The sequence below is a fragment of the Frankia sp. CeD genome (assembly GCF_000732115.1).
Lineage (GTDB): Bacteria > Actinomycetota > Actinomycetes > Frankiales > Frankiaceae > Frankia > Frankia casuarinae.
In genome coordinates this window covers 48,425-63,566 of record NZ_JPGU01000010.1, presented here as the reverse complement: position 1 = coordinate 63,566, position 15,142 = coordinate 48,425, and the positions used below count along the sequence as shown (strand labels likewise).

14 protein-coding genes are annotated in these 15,142 nt (G+C 70.7%); 12 read left to right on the top strand and 2 right to left on the bottom strand.

What is annotated here, in order from left to right:
- Positions 1 to 6 precede the first annotated feature (6 nt).
- From CED_RS08690 to CED_RS08680, 3 genes are all read left to right on the top strand, one after another.
- The gene (locus CED_RS08690) at positions 7 to 2,640 is read left to right on the top strand and encodes a ComEC/Rec2 family competence protein (RefSeq protein WP_235186973.1); all 2,634 of its coding nucleotides are present in this window, start codon (positions 7 to 9) and stop codon (positions 2,638 to 2,640) included.
- 1 nt (position 2,641) lies between these two features.
- Positions 2,642 to 3,646, top strand: coding sequence for a DNA polymerase III subunit delta (gene holA / locus CED_RS08685; protein WP_035909752.1), 1,005 nt, complete (start codon positions 2,642 to 2,644; stop codon positions 3,644 to 3,646).
- A complete protein-coding gene (locus CED_RS08680; RefSeq protein ID WP_035909750.1) occupies positions 3,643 to 4,032 on the top strand; it encodes a hypothetical protein in 390 nt (129 codons plus the stop codon). Before holA ends, CED_RS08680 begins: the two co-directional genes overlap by 4 nt.
- 79 nt (positions 4,033 to 4,111) lie before the next feature.
- Here the strand turns inward: CED_RS08680 and rpsT are convergent, their stop codons facing one another.
- Positions 4,112 to 4,381, bottom strand: a complete 270-nt coding sequence (gene rpsT / locus CED_RS08675; RefSeq protein WP_011435705.1) for a 30S ribosomal protein S20 — start codon at positions 4,379 to 4,381, stop codon at positions 4,112 to 4,114.
- A gap of 372 nt (positions 4,382 to 4,753) precedes the next feature.
- On the opposite strand from rpsT, the gene lepA reads away from it, so the two are divergent.
- On the top strand, positions 4,754 to 6,598 hold the full coding sequence (gene lepA, locus CED_RS08670; RefSeq protein ID WP_035730196.1) for a translation elongation factor 4: 1,845 nt from the start codon (positions 4,754 to 4,756) through the stop codon (positions 6,596 to 6,598).
- A 60-nt stretch (positions 6,599 to 6,658) separates the two neighbouring features.
- On the opposite strand, the gene CED_RS08665 is transcribed toward lepA, so the two are convergent.
- A complete protein-coding gene (locus CED_RS08665) occupies positions 6,659 to 6,823 on the bottom strand; it encodes a hypothetical protein (protein ID WP_232234895.1) in 165 nt (54 codons plus the stop codon).
- A 225-nt stretch (positions 6,824 to 7,048) separates the two neighbouring features.
- On the opposite strand from CED_RS08665, the gene hemW reads away from it, so the two are divergent.
- The 8 genes from hemW to CED_RS08625 all read left to right on the top strand — a co-directional run bounded on the left by hemW (position 7,049) and on the right by CED_RS08625 (position 15,142).
- Positions 7,049 to 8,284 (top strand): radical SAM family heme chaperone HemW, encoded by a 1,236-nt coding sequence (gene hemW, locus CED_RS08660; RefSeq protein WP_035909748.1) that lies wholly within the window; start codon positions 7,049 to 7,051, stop codon positions 8,282 to 8,284.
- 254 nt (positions 8,285 to 8,538) lie between these two features.
- Positions 8,539 to 9,558 (top strand): heat-inducible transcriptional repressor HrcA, encoded by a 1,020-nt coding sequence (hrcA, locus tag CED_RS08655; RefSeq protein ID WP_011435708.1) that lies wholly within the window; start codon positions 8,539 to 8,541, stop codon positions 9,556 to 9,558.
- Entirely contained in the window at positions 9,558 to 10,697 is a 1,140-nt protein-coding gene (gene dnaJ, locus CED_RS08650) for a molecular chaperone DnaJ (RefSeq protein WP_011435709.1), read from the top strand. Before hrcA ends, dnaJ begins: the two co-directional genes overlap by 1 nt.
- A gap of 123 nt (positions 10,698 to 10,820) precedes the next feature.
- Entirely contained in the window at positions 10,821 to 11,513 is a 693-nt protein-coding gene (locus CED_RS08645; protein ID WP_011435710.1) for a 16S rRNA (uracil(1498)-N(3))-methyltransferase, read from the top strand.
- A 150-nt stretch (positions 11,514 to 11,663) separates the two neighbouring features.
- On the top strand, positions 11,664 to 12,701 hold the full coding sequence (locus CED_RS08640; protein ID WP_035909745.1) for a PhoH family protein: 1,038 nt from the start codon (positions 11,664 to 11,666) through the stop codon (positions 12,699 to 12,701).
- A gap of 28 nt (positions 12,702 to 12,729) precedes the next feature.
- Complete coding sequence (gene ybeY, locus CED_RS08635) at positions 12,730 to 13,335, top strand: rRNA maturation RNase YbeY (protein ID WP_011435712.1); 606 nt, start codon at positions 12,730 to 12,732, stop codon at positions 13,333 to 13,335.
- Positions 13,336 to 13,355: 20 nt separating this feature from the next.
- A complete protein-coding gene (locus CED_RS08630) occupies positions 13,356 to 14,720 on the top strand; it encodes a hemolysin family protein (protein WP_035909743.1) in 1,365 nt (454 codons plus the stop codon).
- Positions 14,717 to 15,142, top strand: coding sequence for a hypothetical protein (locus CED_RS08625; protein ID WP_011435714.1), 426 nt, complete (start codon positions 14,717 to 14,719; stop codon positions 15,140 to 15,142). The genes CED_RS08630 and CED_RS08625 overlap by 4 nt, the downstream gene beginning before the upstream one ends.

Sequence of the window (15,142 nt, the reverse complement as noted above, 5' to 3'; positions counted from 1 at the left end):
GTTCCAGTGGTCGACGTCGGGATGGAGACCGGACTCGCGCTGCCGGAACGGCCGTCCGGGGCTTCCCGTCCCATGGACGCCCGGCTGGTGGGCCCGGCGGTCATGGCCTGGGCTGGCGCGGCGGGTGCCGGCACCTGGCCGCCGTCCGTTCCGTTGCTGGGCGCCGCCGGTGCGGTGCTCGTCGCGGCTCCGATGTTCCTGCTGCTCCAGGTCCGTCCGCGGGGTGGTCGGCCGACTCGCCCGGGACCGGGCGGCGCTCGGGCCGAGGCGGCTACGGGCGCGTCTCGTCCGTCGCAGTCGCAGTCGCAGCCGCGCAGCGCGCCGCTCACCCGGGGCGTTGGGCGGTGCTCCGGCGGCACTGTCGTCGTGCTCACGGCCCTCGTCTTCCTGGCCGCCGGGTTTCTCGCGGGTGGACTGGCGGCTCGTCCGCGTGACAGCGGCCCGCTCGCCGATCTGGTCCGGCATGGCCGTCCGGTCACCGCCGAGGTCGTCGTCACCGACGATCCCCGCGCCACCTCCTCGTCCACCGCGGTCCGGACGGGAACCGGGCCCGGAGCCGGAGAGGGAAGAGGAGAGGGCGGCGGCGCCGATCGCGTGACCTTCGTGATCTCCGTCCGGGCGGAACGCCTTACCGCGTCACCGGCGGATCTGCGGGTCCGGGCCCCGATGGTCCTGCTCGCGCGGGGTGGCGGCTGGGGTGCTCTGCTGCCCAGCCAGCACCTGGTCGTCTCCGGCAGGCTCGCCGAACCCCGGGTCGGTGACACCGTGGCCGCCGTCCTGTTCGCCGACGGCCCACCGCGGACCCGCGGCGGACCCGCAATGATCCAACGAATCGCCGGGGGGCTGCGGGCCGGGCTGCGTCGAGCCGCTGGGGGACTGCCTGAACCGCGTCGCGGGCTGCTGCCCGGCCTCGTGGTCGGCGACGTCTCCGGGCTCGACGATGCGGTGCGCGCGGACTTCCGCGCCGCCGGAATGTCCCATCTAACGGCCGTGTCCGGTAGCAACGTCGCCATCGTGACGGCCTCGGCGCTCTACCTCATGGGATGGACCGGGCGTGGGTCACGGTCGCGCGCCGCGGTGGGAGCCCTCGCTCTCGTCGGGTTCGTCGTGCTCGCCCGGCCCTCGGCCAGCGTGCTGCGTGCCGGGGCGATGGGTCTGGTCGGCCTGCTCGGGCTCGCCGTTGGCCGTCCCAGGGCGGTGCTGCCCTCCCTGGCGGCGAGCGTGATCATCCTGATCCTGGCGGATCCCGCGCTCGCCCTCTCGGTCGGCTTCGCGCTGTCCGTCCTCGCCACGGCCGGAATGATCGTTCTCGCGCCGGGCTGGCGGGACGCGCTCGCTCGCCGGCTGCCGGCGCGAATCGCCGAGGTGCTCTCCGTCGCGGCCGCCGCCCAGCTGGCGTGCACCCCGGTGTTGGCCTGGACCGGCGGGGGGCTGAGCCTCGTGGCGGTGCCCGCGAACGTCCTGGCCGTGCCCGCCGTCGCACCGGCGACCGTGCTGGGAGTACTGACGCTGGTCGTGGCGGCGGTGTCGCCGTCAGCAGCCGGGCTGCTCGCGCACCTCGCCGATCTGCCGTGCTGGTGGCTGGTGACGGTCGCCGGCCGGTGCGCCGATCTTCCTGCCGCGACGCTGCCGTGGCCCACGGGGGTGATGGGAGCGGGCGTGGCCGCCGGTGTCGCCTGGCTCGTGGTGGCGACGCTGCGGCGGCGGGTGCCGCGGCGACTGGTCGCTGCGGCCCTGGTCGGCCTGCTCCTGGCGCGATGCGCCGTCGCCGGGCGGCTGGCGCCGTGGCCGCCGCCCGGCTGGCGCCTGGTCGCCTGCGACGTCGGTCAGGGCGACGCCCTCGTGCTGTCGGCGGGACCGGGCACCGCGGTGCTGGTCGACGCCGGCCCCGATCCGGCCCTGCTGACCCGCTGCCTCTCCGACCTCGGCGTGCGACGGATACCGGTGGTCATTCTCAGCCACTTCCACGCCGATCACGTCGAGGGGCTGCCGGCCGTGCTCGGCCGGCTTCCGGTGGGGGAGGTACTCGGCAGTCCGCNGGGGGANCCCGTTCTCCAGTGGCACCGGGTCCAACAGTGGACCCGGCGGGCCGGTGTGCCGCTGCGGACGGCCGTCATCGGCTCCCGGGCACAGGTGGGGGCGGTCTCTTGGACGGTCCTGGCTCCGCGCACCGTGTTGCACGGCACCGAGAGCGATCCCAACAACGCGAGCCTGGTGCTCTCCGCACGGGTGGGGGAGGTGACCATCCTGCTCACCGGGGATGTGGAGCCGCCGGCCCAGCGGNTGTTGACCGGCAGCCCGGAGGATCGGACGGCGCTACGAGCCGACGTGCTCAAGGTGCCCCATCACGGCGCCGCTGATCAGGACGCCACCTTCCTCGCGGCGACCGGGGCCCGATTCGCCCTGATCAGCGTCGGCACCGGGAACAGCTATGGTCATCCCGCGCCGTCCACCTTGCGGACGCTGCGCCGGTCCGGCATGGCCGTCGCCCGGACCGACCGCGACGGCGCGGTGGCGGTGGTCGCCACGGCGGCNCCCGCCGGGTCCGCCGAGTCCGGGTCGCTGGCGGGAGCCGCCTCCGGGTCGGGGGCGGGAGTCCGCGTCTCGGTGGTGCTCCGCCGGCCCGGGGGCGGATCGTGACATGCTCACCTGCGTGTCCTCCTCCGCACTGCCGCCGCTCGTGCTCGTCACCGGCGACGAGGATCTACTCGTCGGTCGAGCGGTGCGCGGGGTTCTCGACGCGGCTCGGGCCCGTGATCCCGATGTCGAGATCGTCGACCGGCCGGCCGGTGAGCTCAGCGAGGCCGATCTGATCGACCTCGGCGCCACCTCGATGTTCGGAGGTGGCCGGGTGATGGTCGTCCGCGGCGCGCAGGACCTCGCCGAGGATCTGCGTGACGCGTTGTTGGAGTACATCGCTCGTCCGCTCGACGACGTCGTGCTCGTCGTCGTCCACAGCGGCGTGGTGAAGAACCGCAAACTCGCGGACGTGCTGAAGACCGCGGGCGCGCGGGTCGTGCCGGCAGCGAAGATCACCAAGCCGCGGGAGCGTCACGATTTCGTCGTCGCCGAGGTGCGGCATCTCGGCGGCCGGGTCAGCGACGGCGCGGTGCGCGCCCTGCTCGACGCGGTCGGTGGTGATCTGCGTGAGCTCGCCGCCGTTTGCGATCAACTCGTGGCCGACACCGACGGGCTGATCGACGAGGCCGCGGTGGCCCGTTTCCACCGGGGCNGGGCCGAGGCCAGCGGGTTCGCCGTCGCGGACGCGATCATCGGCGGCGACCTGCCGCAGGCGTTGACGCTGCTGCGTCAGTCCCTGGAGGGGGGTACCGCGGCCGTACTGGTCTCCAGCGCCGTTGCCGGTGGTCTGCGTGACCTCGCCCGGGTGGCGTCCGCGGGTCCCGGCTCGAAGTGGGATCTCGCCCGAGCCCTGGGTATGCCGGACTGGAAGGTCGAGAAGGCGCAGCGCTCCGCCCGAGCATGGTCGGACCGGGGTCTCGGCCAGGCCCTGCGGGCGGCCGCCGAGGCCGACGCCGGCGTCAAGGGCGCTGCGGTTGACGCCGGTTACGCCTTGGAGAAACTGTTGCGCGAGGTCGCCGTGGCTAGGTTGGTCGGGCGGGCCCGGGCGGCCGGGAGCCGTGGATGACCGACGGTCCGGGGACGGCTGACGGTCCGGGGACGGCTGACGGTCCGGGGACGGCTGACGGTCCGGGAGCCGGTGCCGGCATCGTCGTGGCTCCTCAGCCGGCAGCCGACCCCGAGGCCCCGCCGCCGGGCGGCTGGTTCGGCCTGCGGGTGCTACCGGCGGGCTGGATGCGGGGGCTGCTCATGATCGTGACTGGGCTGGTCACGGTGGTGATCGCACTCGGTGATCTCGCGAGCGCCTGGGTGGTCGGTGTCCTCCCGCTGACCGTCGGCGCGATGGTTGCCTATCACGAAGTGCTTGAGCGGCTGATCCGGCCGGACGAGGTCTCGGCGGAACCGGCTCCACAGCAGCCCGGAGCCCGTTCCACGCCGTGCGGCGGGCTCTGACCGGGCGAGAGGCCCGACCGACGGGTGGGCACGCGGAAAAGCCGGGACGCCTGCGGCGCCCCGGCTGGAGGAAGACGACTCAGCTGGCGGCCAGGTTGGCGTGCGTGCGAGCCAGTGCCGACTTCTTATTGGCGGCCTGGTTGGCGTGAATGACACCCTTGCTGACGGCCTTGTCCAGCTTGCGGGACGCGATCCGCAGCGTCTCGCCGGCGCGCTCGACGTCACCGGCATCCACGGCGTCGCGGAAGCGACGCACGTGCGTCTTGAGTTCCGACTTCACAGCCTTGTTGCGCAGCCGCCGCTTCTCGTTGGTGAGGTTGCGCTTGATCTGCGACTTGATGTTGGCCACGCGGGAGAACCTCTGATTTGTCGAGTCGGGGTGGTGCGGACACGTCATAGTACGGGTACCGGCCGTGCCCGGTGATCCGGCATATCTCGCTGGCTCCTGGGAGCAGCAGGTACCGCGGAGAACCGGCTGCCTCCGGCGACCGGCGCCGCACGGAATGGCGACCAGATCATGACCGGACAGGTCATGATCGACCAGATCATGACCGGACGACGACGCGGCCCGTCACGGTGGCACTCAGATTATCAAACCCCCGCGCGGCGGCGCACCGGCGCAACGTTGCGCGCGGCTCCTGGCACGATGAAGGTGGTCGACCCAGATATCGGCACGGGCGGCTCCACCGTGATCACCGCGAGCGAAACGAGAACTCTCCGCGTGTCCACAGCCCCGCACCTGGCGCCCGGCGCCGACCCGACGATGATCCGCAACTTCTGCATCATCGCCCACATCGACCATGGCAAGTCGACTCTTGCCGATCGGATGCTTGGTGTGACCGGTGTCGTGGAGGCGCGCAACATGCGCGCGCAGTACCTCGACCGCATGGACATCGAGCGCGAGCGCGGGATCACCATCAAGGCCCAGAACGTGCGCCTGCCGTGGCGGGCCGACGATGGTCGGGACTACATCCTGCATCTCATCGACACACCGGGCCACGTCGACTTCAGTTACGAGGTGAGCCGTTCGCTCGCGGCCTGCGAGGGCGCGGTGCTGCTGGTCGACGCGGCCCAGGGCATCGAAGCGCAGACCCTGGCGAACCTGTACCTGGCGATCGAGAACGACCTGACCATCGTTCCNGTACTCAACAAGATCGATCTTCCGGCGGCCCAGCCGGAGAAGTACGCCGAGGAGATCGCGGCGATCATCGGCTGCGAGCCGGGCGAGGTGCTCCGCGTGTCCGGCAAGACCGGCCAGGGAGTGCCGGAGCTGCTCAACGAGATCGTGCGCCGGGTGCCCGCCCCGGTCGGCGATCCGGACGGTCCGGCTCGTGCGATGATCTTCGACAGCGTCTACGACATCTACCGCGGCGTCATCACCTATGTGCGGGTGGTCGATGGCACGCTGACCACCCGCGACCGGTGTCTGATGATGTCGACCAGCGCGAGCCACGAGACCCTCGAGGTAGGTGTCATCTCGCCGGACCCCCATCCGACCGGGTCGCTGTCGGTCGGCGAGGTCGGCTACGTCATCCCCGGGGTCAAGGACGTCCGGCAGGCCCGGGTCGGCGACACCATCACCACTACCCGGCGGCCGGCGACGGAGATGCTCGGTGGCTATCGGGATCCGTTGCCGATGGTGTACTCCGGGTTGTACCCGATCGACGGCAGCGAGTATCCAGCGTTGCGCGAGGCTCTCGACAAGCTTCAGCTCAACGACGCCGCCCTGACCTACGAACCGGAAACCTCCGCGGCATTGGGGTTCGGATTCCGGTGCGGCTTCCTGGGCCTGCTGCATCTGGAGATCGTCCGGGAGCGGCTGGAGCGCGAGTTCAACCTCACTCTCATCTCCACGGCCCCGAACGTCGTCTACCGGGTGGTCATGGAGGACCATTCCGAGATCATAGTGACCAACCCCAGTGACTGGCCGGGCGGGAAGATCGCCGAGGTGTACGAGCCCGTCGTCGAGGCGATGCTGCTGCTGCCGACCGACTTCGTCGGGGCGGTGATGGAACTGTGCCAGGGCCGGCGCGGTGTCCTGAAGGGGATGGACTATCTGTCGACCGACCGGGTGGAACTCAAGTACACGCTGCCTCTCGGTGAGATCATCTTCGACTTCTTCGACGCCCTGAAGTCCAGGACCCGGGGCTATGCCAGCCTCGACTACGAGCCGGCCGGGGAGCAGTTGGCCGATCTGGTGAAGGTCGACATCCTGTTGCAGGGGGAGACTGTCGATGCCTTCTCGGCGATCGTGCACCGTGAGAAGGCCTACGCCTACGGCGTGTCCATGACGACCAAGCTGCGCGAGCTGATTCCGCGCCAGCAGTTCGAGGTGCCGATCCAGGCTGCGATCGGCAGCCGGATCATCGCGCGGGAGAACATCCGCGCCATCCGCAAGGACGTGCTCGCCAAGTGCTACGGCGGCGACATCACCCGCAAGCGCAAGCTGCTCGAGAAGCAGAAGGAGGGCAAGAAGCGGATGAAGACGATCGGTCGGGTCGAGGTGCCGCAGGAGGCCTTCATCGCGGCGCTGTCCACGGACACCGGCAAACCGGCGGTGAAGTGAGTCCGGTGCGGGGCCGACGCGGGACCGTGGTGCCATCCGCCTGTTCAGTGAGTCGGCCGTTCAGCGGGTCGGCAGGGGGCTGGCCGGGAGGCGGATCGGTTCGGTGGCCGGTTCGGGGAACGACAGGTCCGCGACAGGGGCGGCGGCGCTGGAACGGTACACGGTGGTTCGGGGCGGGAGCAGTTCGAAGATCTCGTCGAGAACGGCCCTGGCGTCGTCGTCCATGACCGGATCTTTTCGCACCGACGTCGATCGGTCCATGGTGAACCACCCATATTTTCCCTTCTGTGCCCAACGATGACAAAATGTCATTACACCCGGCCAACATCGCCGAAGTGGGTATTCCGGCCTTATCCCTAGGTGGTCCTCGTGTGGCCACCCCTGGCCCGCCCGCGTGGTTGGCAAACGTAGCGTTGCCGCGAGAGCACACGTTGGGGGCACACTGGGGGCATGCCACAAAAGCCTCCCGACGGCTCGCTTCCGCCGGACGACGGTGCCCTCCCGGCGGCCGCGCTGGCCGAGGTGACCCGGCGGCCGTTCGGGGTCTACGTGCATGTGCCCTATTGCGCGGCGCGCTGCGGCTACTGCGACTTCAACACCTACACGGCGGCCGACCTAGGCGGCGCCCTGGTGTCGTCGGTGGGCCTCACGACGTTCGTCGACATCGCGACNGGCGAGGTCCGGCTCGCGCGTACCGTGCTTGGTGAGCAGGAGCTGGTGGTCTCCACGGTCTTCGTCGGTGGCGGCACGCCGACCCTGTTGACCGCGGACGATCTCGGGCGGCTGTTGCGGATCCTGGACGACGGGTTCGGGCTGGCGTCCGACGCGGAGATCACCACCGAGGCGAATCCGGAGTCGGTGGATCCGGCGCAACTGGAGCAGCTGCGCGCCGCCGGTTACACCCGGATCTCCTTCGGGATGCAGAGTAGCCGTCCGCACGTCCTCGCCGCCCTGGACCGGCGGCACACCCCTGGCCGCGTGCCCGAGGTGATGCGCTGGGCCCGCAAGGCGGGCTTTGACCAGGTCAGCCTGGACCTCATCTACGGGGCTCCGGGCGAGTCGGAGGCGGACTGGGCGGCGAGCCTGGACGCGGCGATCCAGCTCGGCCCGGACCACGTCAGTGCCTACGCGCTGACGGTTGAGGAGGGCACGAAACTGTCCCGCCGGGTCCGCCGGGGCGAGCTGCTCGAACCCGACGACGACCTGCTTGCCGACCGCTACCTGCAGGCCGATGACGCTCTGTGCGCGGCCGGCCTGACCAGCTACGNGGTCAGCAACTGGTCGCGGGGGACCGATACCCGGTGTCGGCACAATCTGGGGTACTGGCGCGGAGATCACTGGTGGGGGATCGGTCCGGGCGCGCACAGCCACGTCGGCGGGGTGCGATGGTGGAACGTGCGTCATCCGGCGGAGTACGCGGCCCGGCTGGGGGCCGGGCGCAGTCCCGCGGCCGCCCGGGAGGAGCTCGACGCGCAGGCCCGCCGGGTCGAGCGGGTCATGCTGGGCGTCCGGTTGGCCGAGGGACTGGCCGTCGGTGAGCTGGACGGGCCCGGCCGGGAGGCCACCGCCGGGCTCGCGAAGTCCGGCCTGGTGGAACCCGGTGCCCTGGAGTTCGGCCGGGTGCGTCTCACTCGTCGCGGTCGTCTGCTCACCGACACGGTCGTGCGAGCCCTGCTGCCCGACTGACGCCGCTGCCCGACCGGCGGCCGTCCGGTGGCCCGATCGGGCGGGACCGGAACCTGGGTACCGGCATGCTCGTTTCGTTACGAGGACGTCGCCGGGCCCTTACCGGTCATTCGCGGGGTGGCTCATGTTCTGTGCTTCGACCTGAGCAGGCGGCTACACTTGGCACTCACTGCGGCCGAGTGCCAAGCTGGGTGTCCGCCGCTGCACACACCGTGGCCCGGCCACGTCCCGCCTGGTGAAGGGGGTGCGACCGCGTGCTGGAGGATCGGCGGCTCGAAGTCCTTCGGGCGATTGTTGAGGACTTTGTGCTGAGCAACGAGCCGGTGGGTTCCAAGGCGCTGGCGGAGCGGCATAATCTCGGTGTATCGCCAGCTACTGTCCGTAATGACATGTCCGCCCTGGAGGAAGAGGGGTATATCACACAGCCTCATACCAGCGCAGGACGGATACCGACGGACAAGGGCTACCGGTTGTTCGTGGACCGGTTGTCGGGGGTGAAGCCGCTGTCCCGGGCCGAACGTCGGGCGATCCAGAGCTTCCTGGAGGGCGCCGTCGACCTGGACGACGTGGTGCGCCGCTCCGTGCGGCTACTCGCCCAGCTCACCCGGCAGGTGGCCGTCGTGCAGTACCCCTCCTTGTCGAGCAGCAGCATCCGGCACATCGAGGTTGTCACGCTCGGCCCGTACCGCCTGCTGATGGTCCTCATCACCGACACCGGCCGGGTCGAGCAGCGTATCGTCGACAGCCTCGTACCCGTTGACGACGAGGTCGCCGGCGAGCTGCGTTCCGTGCTCAACTGCGCGCTGGCCGGCCGGCGCTTGGTCGACGCCCCCGACATCGTCGCGGCCCTGCCCGACAGCACCCGCTCCGAGCTGCGCCCCTACCTGACCACGGTGGCCGGTGCCGTGCTGGAGTCGCTGGTCGAGCGGCAGGAGGAGCGCATCGCGATGGCTGGGACGGCGAATCTCACGCGGTCCCCGGTCGACTTCGCCGACTCGTTGCGGTCGATACTTGAGGCGTTAGAAGAACAGGTCGTGCTGATGAAACTCATCGGCTCGGCGCGGGAGACCGGTACTGTAACGGTACGGATCGGTCGCGAAACGGATGTGGACGCCCTCCGGTCCACCGCGGTGGTGGCCACGGGATACGGTCGTGGTCCCTTCGCGCTGGGTGGGATGGGGGTGCTCGGCCCGATGCGCATGGACTATCCGGGGACGATGGCGGCCGTCCGGGCCGTCGCCAAATACGTGGGTGAACTCTTGGGTGCCGACTGATGGCAGTGGATTATTACGCCGTTCTGGGCGTACGCCGGGAAGCGTCGAACGACGAGATCAAGCGGGCCTACCGCAAACTGGCCCGTGAGCTGCATCCGGATGTCAATCCAGATCCGGATGCACAGCAGCGCTTCCGGGGCGTCACGGCCGCGTACGAGGTGCTCTCCGACCCGGAGAAGCGCCAGATCGTCGACCTGGGCGGCGATCCGCTCGCGCCCGGTGGCAGCGGCGGTGGCGGTTCGCCGTTCGGCGCCGGTTTCGGCGGCCTCGGTGACATCATGGACGCCTTCTTCGGCGGCGGGTCGAGCCGTGGGCCCCGGTCCCGGGTCCGGCGCGGCAACGACGCGCTGCTGCGCATCGAGCTCGACCTGTCCGAGACCGCGTTCGGCGCCACGCGCGAGATCACCGTGGACACGGCGGCGGTGTGCTCGACGTGTACCGGTGCCGGTGCGGCTCCCGGCACGCACCCGTCGACCTGCGGCACCTGCGGCGGGCGGGGCGAGGTCCAGCAGGTCACCCGTTCCTTCCTCGGCCAGATGGTGACCTCCCGGCCCTGTCCGCGGTGTTCGGGTACCGGCACCGTGATCGAGCATCCCTGCCGGGACTGCGGCGGCGACGGCAGGGTGCGCAAGCGCCGGACGCTCACTGTGAAGATCCCCTCCGGGGTCGAGGACGGCATGCGCATCCGGCTGTCGGGCGAGGGCGAGGTCGGGCCCGGCGGTGGGCCGCCCGGTGACCTTTACGTCGAGGTCTCCGAGAAGCAGCACCCGGTTTTCACCCGGGAGGGCGACGATCTGCACTGTGAGCTGCCGCTGCCGATGACCTCGGCGGCGCTCGGCACCTCCGCCACGCTGGAGACCCTCGACGGCACCGAGACCATCGCCGTGAAGCCCGGCACCCAGCCCGGTGAGGTCATCAAGCTCGCCGGCCGCGGGGTTCCGCATCTGCGGGCCGCCGGGCGCGGTCATCTGCACATCCACATCAACGTCGAGACTCCGACGAAGCTGGACGGCGAGCAGGAGCGGCTGCTACGAGAGCTGGCGAAGCTGCGCGACGAGGAGGCACCGGCCGTCGTGGGCGGATCCGCCGGCGGCGCGGCGGGGCTATTCCGGCGGCGGGGCACGCGCCGCGGCCGTTAGCCCGGTCATCGGCCGTGACCGCTGCGGAGAGGATGCATCCTGACCAGCGCCCTGTTCCGGCTGTCGCCGCTGCCGATCGCGGACTCGTTCACCCTCGCCGGTCCGGAGGGTCGCCATGCGGCCATGGTGCGCCGGCTGCGGCCGGGGGAGCCGGTCGACGTGACCGACGGTCTCGGCCGTGCGGTGGAGTGCGAGGTCGTTGCCGCCCGGCGGGATGAGATCGACTGCGCGGTCCGGCGCCGGGTCGCCGCCGCGGCCCCGAGCCCCCGACTGGTTGTCGTGCAGGCCCTTGCCAAGGGGGATCGGGGCGAGCGGGCGGTGGAGATGCTGACCGAGGTCGGTGTCGACGAGATCGTCCCGTGGTCGGCGGCCCGGTCCGTGGCCCGCTGGGAGGGTGTCCGTGGCGTGCGGGCCCGGGAACGCTGGGTCAGAGCCGCGGAGGAGGCGTCGAAGCAGTCCCACCGACTGCACTGGCCGGTGGTGGGCGAGTTGGCCGGCCTGAAGGAGGTTGTCGAGCGGGTGCGGGCGGCGGCGCTTGCCGTCCTCCTGCACGAGGAGGCGACCATCCCGTTGGTTGGCCTGGCCCGCTCGGTTGAGGTGTCGGAGCGAGTGGCTCCGGCCGCCTCGGCGGCGGAGCTGGTGCTCGTCGTGGGCCCCGAGGGAGGGGTGTCCGAGTTGGAACTGGCCACGCTGGGCGAGGCCGGAGCGATCGTGTCGCGGCTCGGTTCGACGGTGCTGCGCACATCCACCGCCGGCGTCGTGGCCGCGGCGGTCGTGTTCGCGGACCTCGGTCGTTGGGACGGCCCGGCGCGATGATGGATAGACTGGTCAGGTAGCGTCCGTGGTCCGCCTCGCTGGGCGGTCCCTCCGGCTGGAGGGGTTCTGTCCGGTGTCGGCCGTCCGCGCCGCGCCACCCACCGCGATCATCAATCCTGAGAGGTGCCCCGGCCTCGCTGGCCGCTCTTTATGCCCGAATCCGTTACGCCACCCGTCGCGCCCGACACCAGGGTCCAGACGCGCATTGTCGTACCCGGTCCGCACAGCATGGTGAGTCTGCTCGGTCACCAGGATCAGCTGCTCCGTACCATCGAGAAGGCTTTCTCCTCGGATATCCACGTGCGTGGCAACGAGATCACCATTACCGGCGCTCCGGCTGAGAACGAGCTCGCCGCCAGGTTGTTCGCTGAGCTCATCGCGCTGCTCGACGCCGGGACGGAGCTCAGCCCGCAGCATGTCGACCATTCGCTGGCGATGCTGCGCAGCGGCGCCGAGGAGCGGCCGGCCGAGGTTCTCACCCTCAACATCCTCTCCAGCCGGGGCCGGACGATACGGCCGAAGACGCTGAACCAGAAGCGGTACGTCGACGCGATCGACCAGCACACCATCGTTTTCGGGATCGGGCCGGCCGGCACCGGCAAGACCTACCTCGCCATGGCGAAGGCCGTTCAGGCGTTGCAGGCCAAGAAGGTGAACCGGATCATTCTGACCCGCCCCGCGGTCGAGGCGGGGGNACGCCTCGGGNTCCTGCCGGGGNCCCTGTACGAGAAGATCGATCCCTACCTGCGGCCGCTCTACGACGCGCTGCATGACATGATCGATCCGGACTCGATCCCGCGGCTGATGCAGAGCGGCACGATCGAGGTGGCCCCACTGGCCTACATGCGCGGCCGGACGCTGAACGACGCCTTCATCATCCTCGACGAGGCCCAGAACACCTCGCCGGAACAGATGAAGATGTTCCTTACCCGGCTCGGCTTCGGCGCGAAGATCGTCGTTACCGGGGACGTGACCCAGGTCGNCCTCCCCAGCGGCACCCGCAGCGGGCTGCGGGTGGTCCGGGAGATCCTCGACGGCCTCGGCGACGTCCATTTTGCATCCCTGACCAGCTCCGATGTGGTTCGGCACCGGCTCGTGAGCGAGATCGTCGACGCCTACGCCCGCTGGGACGCGGCCAGTGCGCCGCCACCCGCTCCGGCCCGGTCTGCTCGTCGGGACCGACGGTGACCGTTGCCGCGGTCGGAGAGGACCGCTGATGGCCGTATTCGTTGCCAACGAGTCGGGCGCGAGTGACGTCGACGAGGTGAGGCTGGCCGCGCTCGCCCGGTTCGTGCTCGACGCCATGAAGGTGAACCCGCTCGCCGAGCTCTCGGTGATGCTGGTAGAGCCGAAGGCGATGACCGATCTGCACGTCCGGTACATGGGCGAGGAGGGTCCGACCGACGTCCTGTCCTTCCCGCAGGACGATGCCTTTGACGCCTCGTGGTCGGAGTCGGTCGACGACGATCCGACTACCCTGCTCGGCGACGTCGTGCTGTGCCCGGACGTCGCGCGGCGGCAGGCGGAGCAGGCCGGTCACTCCTTCGATCGCGAGCTGTCCCTGCTGTGCACCCACGGCATCCTGCACCTGCTCGGCTACGACCACGCCGAGCCGGACGAGGAACGCGAGATGTGGAAGGTACAGAGCCAGCTGCTCGCGTCGTGGGACGGCGCGGACGGCGCGGACGGCGCGGACGGCGCCCGCGGTGCCGCGGACGGTGCCGCGGACGGCGGCGAGGGCCGCCGTGGTGACCAGGGCCGCCGTGGTGACCAGGGCCGTGGCGGTGGCGCCGGAGAGCCCCCTGCCGCGCCCGCACGCTGACCCGGCACAAGGGGGTCCGCATGAGTTCCGGTGATCTTTTTCTCGTCTTCATCGCCGTGATGGGCTCGCTTGCCGCGGCGGGTCTCGGCGGCATCGACGCGGCCCTGACCCGGGTCTCCCGGGTGACGGTCGAGGGTTTCTCCCGCCAGGGCCGGGCCGGCGCCCGGAACCTGGCGACCGTCGTGGCCGATCCGGGCCGCTACCTCGCGCTGCTGCTGCTCCTGCGCATCGTCGCGGAGATGCTCGCCGCGGCCTGTATCACGGTGCTGTTCGTGCACGCCTACGGGGCCGGGTTCGCCGCGATCGGCCTCGGGACGCTGGCCTCGACCCTGGTCGCGTACATCCTCGTCGGGGTGATGTTCCGCACCCTGGGCCGCCAGCACGCCCCTGCGGTGGCGTTGGCCAGCGCCGGTCTCACGGTCCGGCTGGCGCGGATCTTCGGGCCGTTGCCCCGGCTGCTGATCGCGTTCGGCAACGCGGTCACCCCCGGTCCTGGTTTCCGGGATGGTCCCTTCGCATCCGAGGCCGAGCTGCGCGATCTCGTCGACCTCGCCGAGGAGAACGAGGTCATCGAGCGTGAGGAACGCGACATGATCGCGTCGGTGTTCGAGCTCGGGGACACCCTGGTGCGCGAGGTGATGGTGCCGCGTCCGGACATGGTCTTCATCGAGTCGACGAAGACCGTCCGGCAGGCTCTCGCGCTGGCCCTGCGCAGCGGCTTCTCGCGGATCCCCGTCATCGGGGAGAGCGTCGACGACGTGGTGGGGATCGCCTTCCTCAAGGACATGGTCCGCCGGGAACGGGAGGGGGGCGAGGATGGTGCGATCGCCGAGATCATGCGTTCACCCGCACTCGTGCCCGAGAGCAAGCCCGCGGACGACCTGCTCCGTGAGATGCAGGCGTCGCGTACCCACATGGCGATCGTCATCGACGAGTACGGTGGAACCGCCGGACTCGTCACCATCGAGGACATCCTTGAGGAGATCGTCGGTGAGATCACCGACGAGTACGACAACGAGGTTCCGCCGGTGGAGTGGATCGACGCCAACACCGCGCGGGTGACCGCCCGGCTCGACGTCGACGATCTGGCGAAGCTGTTTGACTTCGACGTGGACGACCTGCCCGGTGCGGATGACAGCCTCACCGTCGGTGGCCTGCTGGCCACGGCCCTGGGACGGGTGCCCATCCCGGGTGCGACGGTCACGGTCGGTGGGTTGCGGCTGTCGGCGGANCGGGCCGCCGGCCGGCGTAACCAGATTGGCACCGTGGTCGTCCAGCGGTTGCCGCATCCGTCGAACGGCGACGACGGCTCGCCGCCTCCCCGATCCGACGACGGCGGCGAACCCGTGCGCAGCTCGTCGTCGGACAGAAAGGTGAATTCGTGACCGCCGACGCGACCCGGTCGGGAACCGTGCCTGCCGATGGCAACTCGGCCGACGGCGCCCCGGCTCTCGACCTCGCCGCAGAGGACGCGAAGCTCGTGGTGCTGGCCAGGGCGGCGCGGCTGCGTGCCTACGCCCCCTCGGGCGACCCTGCGGAGGGTGCGGCGCTGCGCGACACCGACGGTCGCACCTACGCGGCGGCGACTCTCGGCCTGGGCCGGGCCGAGCTAGCGATCTCGGCGCTGCGCGCGGCGGTGGCCGCCGCGGTCTCCAGCGGCGCCCGCCGGTTCGAAGCCGCCGCGGTGGTCACGCAGAAGGACGAGCTCGACCGCGCCGACCTGGCGACGTTGGCCGAGTTCGGCGCCGGGATCCCGGTGTTCCTCGCCGGCTCGGACGGCGTCGCCCGGACCAGGGTGACCACCTAG